The organism is Micromonospora cabrerizensis, assembly GCF_022230955.1.
GTDB lineage: Bacteria > Actinomycetota > Actinomycetes > Mycobacteriales > Micromonosporaceae > Micromonospora > Micromonospora cabrerizensis.
This window is the reverse complement of record NZ_JAKKFI010000121.1, coordinates 23,597-29,941: the sequence shown is the minus strand read 5'-3', so window position 1 is coordinate 29,941 and position 6,345 is coordinate 23,597. Positions and strand designations below refer to the sequence as shown.

Sequence of the window (6,345 nt, the reverse complement as noted above, 5' to 3'; positions counted from 1 at the left end):
CGGCGTCGACGCCCCGGCCGAGCCCAGTGCCGGCGTCGACGCCCCGGCCGAGCCCAGCGCCGCCCCGGCGGAGCCGACCGGTGGTGGGCCCGCCGTGCCGCCCCGGCAGGTCACCCGGTCGTCGAGCGAGGTTGCCGCCTCCTGAGCGCCGGACCTCGCCCGGATGACCCGCAGGTGTCGCAGCCGGGGTGCGGCCTGCGAGTACCCGCCAGGGAGGTGTTACCGTCGAATCCCGTGGATCGCGTGATCACTTTTGCTGATCAAGCACGGCGGTCTGCATGACCGCGACAGACGACACGGGAGCAGGCCTTGGCCCCATCAGCACGGACGACCAGGCACATTTTCGTCACCGGGGGCGTCGCCTCCTCGCTGGGTAAGGGCCTCACCGCCTCCAGCCTCGGCAACCTGCTGACCGCCCGCGGGTTGCGGGTGGTGATGCAGAAGCTCGACCCCTACCTGAACGTCGACCCGGGGACGATGAACCCGTTCCAGCACGGTGAGGTCTTCGTCACCGAGGACGGCGCGGAGACCGACCTCGACGTCGGGCACTACGAGCGCTTCCTCGACCGGGCGCTGTCCGGCAAGGCGAACGTCACCACCGGCCAGATCTACTCCGACGTGATCGCCAAGGAGCGGCGCGGGGAATACCTCGGCGACACCGTCCAGGTCATCCCGCACATCACCAACGAGATCAAGTCGCGGATCCTGGCGATGGCCGACCCGGACGAGGACGGCCAGCTCCCCGACGTGGTGATCACCGAGGTCGGCGGCACGGTCGGCGACATCGAGTCGCTGCCGTTCCTGGAGGCGATCCGCCAGGTCCGCCACGACCTGGGCCGGGACAACTGCTTCTACCTGCACGTCTCCCTGGTGCCGTACCTGGCGCCGTCGGGTGAGCTGAAGACCAAGCCGACCCAGCACTCGGTGGCGCAGCTGCGCAACATCGGTATCCAGCCCGACGCGATCGTGCTGCGCTGCGACCGGGAGATCCCGGTCAAGCTCAAGGAGAAGCTGTCGCTCTACTGCGACGTGGACACCGAGGCCGTCGTCGCCGCCCCGGACGCCCCGAGCATCTACGACATCCCGAAGGTGCTGCACCGGGAGGGGCTCGACGCGTACGTGGTGCGCCGCCTCGGCCTGTCGTTCCGGGACGTGGACTGGGCCAGCTGGGACGACCTGCTGGAGCGGGTGCACCGGCCCCGGCACACGGTCACCGTCGCGGTGGTCGGCAAGTACGTCGACCTGCCCGACGCGTACCTGTCGGTCAGCGAGGCCATCCGGGCGGCCGGTTTCGGTCACCGGGCCCGGGTGCAGCTGCGCTGGGTGCCCAGCGACGAGTGCGTCACCCCGGCCGGGGCCGCGGCGGCGCTGGCCGGCGTGGACGGCATCCTCATCCCCGGCGGCTTCGGCGTACGCGGCATCGAGGGCAAGATCGGCACCGCCCGGTACGCCCGCGAGAACGGCATCCCGCTGCTCGGCCTCTGCCTCGGTCTGCAGTGCATGACCATCGAGGTGGCCCGGCACCTGGCCAGCCTGGACGGCGCCAACTCGTTGGAGTTCGACGAGCAGGCCGCGCACCCGGTCATCGCCACCATGGCCGACCAGGAGGACATCGTCGCCGGCAAGGGCGACCTGGGCGGCACCATGCGGCTCGGGGCGTACCCGGCGACGCTGACCGAGGGCTCGATCGTCGCCGAGGCGTACGGCAGCACCGAGATCAGCGAGCGGCACCGGCACCGTTACGAGGTGAACAACGCCTACCGGGACGCGCTGACCAAGGCGGGTCTGCACATCTCCGGCACCTCGCCGGACGGCCGGCTGGTCGAGTTCGTCGAGCTGGACCGCAGCCTGCACCCGTTCTTCGTGGCCACCCAGGCGCACCCGGAGCTGAAGAGCCGCCCCACCCGACCGCACCCGCTGTTCGCCTCGTTCGTCAAGGCCGCGGTGGCGTACTCGCAGGCCGACCAGCTGCCGGTCGACCTGGATGCGGCGTCGGAGGCCCCGACGACGCGCAAGGCCGCCCGCAACGGCGCCGCGACCAAGGCCGCGTCGTCCTCGTGAGCGAGCGCAGCGAGCGAACCAGCAAGCTCAGCAGCGTGGCGCCTCGCGCCGTCGTCGAGCGCAGCGAGGCGACGGCGTGAGCAACCTTGAGCACCGCTACGAGGTGCGGTCCCGTGAGGAGCGGTACCGGGGGCGGATCTTCGACGTGGTCACCGAGGAGGTGACCATGCCCGGCGGCGGGACGGGGATGCGTGACCTCGTCCGGCACGTCGGGGCGGTGGCCGTGGTGGCGCTCGACGACGCCGGCCAGGTGGTGCTGATCCGCCAGTACCGGCACCCGGTCGGGCGGCACCTGTGGGAGCTGCCCGCCGGGCTGATGGACGTCTCCGGCGAGGAGTTGCCCGCTGCCGCGTTGCGGGAGCTGGCCGAGGAGGCGGACCTCACCGCCGGGCAGGTCGACGTGCTGGTCGACCTGCACAGCTCGCCCGGGTTCACCAACGAGCTGGTGCGGGTCTTCCTCGCCCGGGACCTCGCCGAGGTGCCGGCCGACGAGCGTCACGAGCGCCGCGACGAGGAGGCCGACCTCCAGGTCGTCCGGATCGACCTGGACGAGGCGGTCGCCATGGTCCTGGCCGGCGAGATCACCAACGCGTCCGCGGTGGCCGGTCTGTTCGCCACCGCCCGCGCCCGGGACACCGGTTGGTCGGCGCTGCGCCGGGCGGACGCGCCGCTGCCACGCTGAGCGTCATCGCCGGTCACCCCGCCCGAGGGGGTACGCGTGACAAGGGGCCCCGCGGTCAGCCGCGGGGCCCCTTGCCGGCTGTGCGCAGCGGCATCCGGCAGATCAGGCGATAATGGGCCGACACTGTCCCGACGGCGAAGGCCACGGGGCCACCGGCGAAATCTCCGGCGGCGCCCTGACACTTCGTCAGGACACCCGGTCACCGGATGCCACTGTGCTGGCTCGCGGCGGCACCGGGCGCGCCTAGACTGCCGCCGGCGGGACCGGTGGACCGCGGTGGCAAAGGGGCCGTCGCGGCACCGAGCAGTCGGGGGAGAGCAGCCCCGAAGAGAGGTGTCTGCATCGTGAAGGTCGGAATCCCACGCGAGGTCAAGAACCACGAGTACCGCGTGGCGATCACGCCAGCGGGCGTCAACGAGTTCACCCGCAGCGGCCACCAGGTCTTCGTCGAGTCCGGCGCCGGTGTCGGCTCCAGCATCACCGACGAGGAGTTCGCCGCCGCGGGCGCGCAGATCCTCGCCACCGCCGACGAGGTGTGGGAGACCGCCGAGCTGGTGCTCAAGGTCAAGGAGCCGATCGCCGAGGAGTACCACCGGATGCGCGAGGGGCAGGTGCTCTTCACCTACCTGCACCTGGCCGCCTCCAAGGAGTGCACCGACGCGCTGGTCGACCGCAAGGTCACCGGCATCGCGTACGAGACGGTCGAGCTGCCCGACCGGTCGCTGCCGCTGCTCGCCCCGATGTCCGAGGTCGCCGGCCGGCTCGCCCCGCAGATGGGCGCCTTCTACATGATGCGCACCGGCGGGGGCCGCGGTGTGCTGCCCGGTGGTGTCTCCGGGGTGTACGCGGCCAAGACCGTGGTCATCGGCGCCGGCGTCTCCGGCATGAACGCCGCCGCGATCGCGCTGGGCCTGCAGTCCGAGGTGCTGCTGCTGGACAAGAACGTCGCCCGGCTGCGCGCGGCCGACGCCATCTACCGGGGTCACCTGCAGACCGTCGCGTCCAACGCCTACGAGGTCGAGCGGGCCGTGCTCGACGCCGACCTGGTCATCGGCGCGGTGCTGGTGCCCGGCACGAAGGCGCCGACGCTGATCTCCAACGAGCTGGTCTCGCGGATGAAGCCGGGCAGTGTGCTCGTCGACATCGCCATCGACCAGGGCGGCTGCTTCGAGGACTCGCGTCCCACCACGCACGCCGACCCGGTCTACAAGGTCCACGAGTCGATCTTCTACTGCGTGGCAAACATGCCCGGCGCGGTGCCGAACACCAGCACCTACGCGCTGACCAACGTCACCCTCCCGTACGCGCTGGAGCTGGCCAACCAGGGCTGGCGCGAGGCGCTGCGCAACGACCCGGCGCTGGCGCTGGGCCTGAACACCCACGACGGGCAGGTCACCTACGGCCCGGTCGCCGAGGCGCACGGCATGGACGTGCTCCCGCTGGCCGACGCGCTGGCCTGAACGGTGGGGGCCGAGCGGTAGCGAGCCGAGGGGCAGGGCACTGACCGACGGTGTAGCCGGCGCCGGCGTGGGCGACCAGCCCACGCCGGCCCTTCGCCGTGCCGTGCGCGGCTACCTCGACCACCTGACCGTCGAACGTGGCCTGTCGGCGAACACGCTCACCTCGTACCGTCGGGATCTGGACCGCTATCTCGACACCCTGGTCGACGCCGGCGTCACCGACCTCGCGTCGGTCGGCGCCGGCCTGGTCGAGGCGCACCTCGCGCGGCTGCGCGCGGGCGACGACGCCCACCCGCCGCTGGCGGTCTCCTCCGCCGCCCGGGCGGCCAGTGCGGTCCGGGGCCTGCACCGTTTCGCGCTGCGTGAGGGGCTGGCCGGCGCGGACCCCAGCCGCGACGTCCGCCCGCCCACCCCGCCGCGCCGGCTGCCCCGGGCCCTGCCGGTCGACGACGTGGTCCGGCTGCTCGACCTCGCTGGCCCGATCACCGCGACCGGCGAGGACGCGCCCCTCGCGCTGCGCGACCGGGCGCTGCTGGAATTCCTGTACGGCACCGGCGCGCGGATCTCCGAGGCGGTCGGCGCCGCCCTGGACGACCTCGACACCGACGAGGGCACCGTCGTGTTGCGCGGCAAGGGCGGCCGGGTCCGACTGGTCCCGATCGGTGGGTACGCCGTCGACGCCGTGCGCGCCTACCTGGTCCGGGCCCGCCCCTCGCTGGCCGCCGCCGGCCGGGGAACGCCGGCGGTGTTCCTCAACGCACGTGGTGGCGCGCTGTCCCGCCAGGGCGCCTGGGGCATCCTGCGCCGCGCCGCCGAGCGGGCCGGGCTGCCCGTCGACGGGCCCGCCGCCGTCTCCCCGCACACCCTGCGCCACTCCTACGCCACGCACCTGCTCGACGGCGGCGCCGACGTCCGGGTGGTCCAGGAGCTGCTCGGGCACGCATCGGTGACCACCACCCAGGTCTACACGTTGGTCACCGTGGAGCGGTTGCGCGAGGTGTACGCCACCGCGCATCCGCGCGCCCGGGGCTGAACGGGTCGCGGTCGGCGCCGACACGCCGGGCCGGTGCCGAACCCCCTGCTGGTCGGTGGCGTACAGTCGGCATCGGCGCGGACCTCCTGGGGCGACACGACCGGGGTGCGCAGCGGCGCCGCGAAGGACGTCGGACGGCTCCGACGCCGGGTGGGGTCGTCGGGAGGGGGCAACGAGCACATGGCTGGCAACGGTGACCGTGCCGAGACCTGGACGTCGGAGCTCCGCGAGCAGCAGGCCACGCTCGGTGCGGACCTCGGCCCCGCGGACCCGGCTGCCTACACGATGCGCAAGCCCATCCCGGAGCCGATGCCCACCGATCGGCACGGCCCCGCGCGCATCATCGCGATGGCCAACCAGAAGGGTGGCGTGGGTAAGACCACCACCACCATCAACCTGGGCGCGGCGCTCGCCGAATACGGCCGCAAGGTGCTGCTGGTCGACTTCGACCCGCAGGGCGCGCTCTCGGTGGGGCTGGGCGTCAACCCGCATAACCTCGACCTGTCCATCTACAACCTGCTCATGCAGGACGACATCATCGCCGAGGACGTCGTCATCAAGACCGACGTCGCGGGGTTGCACCTGCTGCCGGCCAACATCGACCTCTCCGCCGCCGAGATCCAGCTCGTCAACGAGGTGGCCCGGGAGATGGCCCTGGCGCGGGTGCTGCGCACGGTCCGCAAGGAGTACGACTACATCCTGATCGACTGCCAGCCGTCACTCGGCCTGCTGGCGATCAACGCGCTGACCGTCGCGCACGGTGTGCTCATCCCGCTGGAGTGCGAGTTCTTCAGCCTGCGCGGTGTGGCGCTGCTGCTGGACACCATCGACAAGGTGCGGGAGCGGCTCAACTTCGACCTGGAGCTGGAAGGCATCCTCGCCACCATGTACGACAGCCGCACCACGCACTGCCGTCAGGTGTTGCAGCGGGTGGTGGAGGCGTTCGGCGACAAGGTCTACCAGACGGTCATCACCAAGACGGTGAAGTTCCCCGAGTCCACCGTGGCCGGTGCGCCGATCACGACGATGGACCCGGCGTCCTCCGGGGCGCGCAACTACCGTCAGCTGGCCCGCGAGGTGATCGCCGCCCAGTCGGAGCGGTAGCCGGA

The 6,345-nt window shown here is 72.2% G+C and carries 5 protein-coding genes; all 5 read left to right on the top strand.

What is annotated here, in order from left to right; all coding sequences use genetic code 11:
- The first annotated feature begins 309 nt into the window (after positions 1-309).
- The 5 genes from pyrG (at position 310) to LADH09A_RS30240 (ending at position 6,340) form a co-directional block, all read left to right on the top strand.
- Positions 310-2,061: a CTP synthase gene (pyrG, locus tag LADH09A_RS30260; protein ID WP_238649079.1), complete on the top strand. Its 1,752-nt coding sequence runs from the start codon at positions 310-312 to the stop codon at positions 2,059-2,061.
- A gap of 76 nt (positions 2,062-2,137) precedes the next feature.
- Entirely contained in the window at positions 2,138-2,743 is a 606-nt protein-coding gene (locus LADH09A_RS30255; RefSeq protein ID WP_238649078.1) for an NUDIX domain-containing protein, read from the top strand.
- A gap of 344 nt (positions 2,744-3,087) precedes the next feature.
- A complete protein-coding gene (gene ald, locus LADH09A_RS30250) occupies positions 3,088-4,203 on the top strand; it encodes an alanine dehydrogenase (RefSeq protein ID WP_238649077.1) in 1,116 nt (371 codons plus the stop codon).
- A gap of 40 nt (positions 4,204-4,243) precedes the next feature.
- The gene (locus LADH09A_RS30245) at positions 4,244-5,236 is read left to right on the top strand and encodes a site-specific tyrosine recombinase XerD (RefSeq protein WP_274530393.1); all 993 of its coding nucleotides are present in this window, start codon (positions 4,244-4,246) and stop codon (positions 5,234-5,236) included.
- Positions 5,237-5,416: 180 nt separating this feature from the next.
- A complete protein-coding gene (locus LADH09A_RS30240; protein WP_030487987.1) occupies positions 5,417-6,340 on the top strand; it encodes a ParA family protein in 924 nt (307 codons plus the stop codon).
- Positions 6,341-6,345: the final 5 nt, after the last annotated feature.

Coding starts and splice junctions, on each gene's coding strand:
- LADH09A_RS30240 (WP_030487987.1), top strand. CDS start 5,417: ATGGCTGGCAACGGTGACCGTGCCGAGACCTGGACGTCGGAGCTCCGC.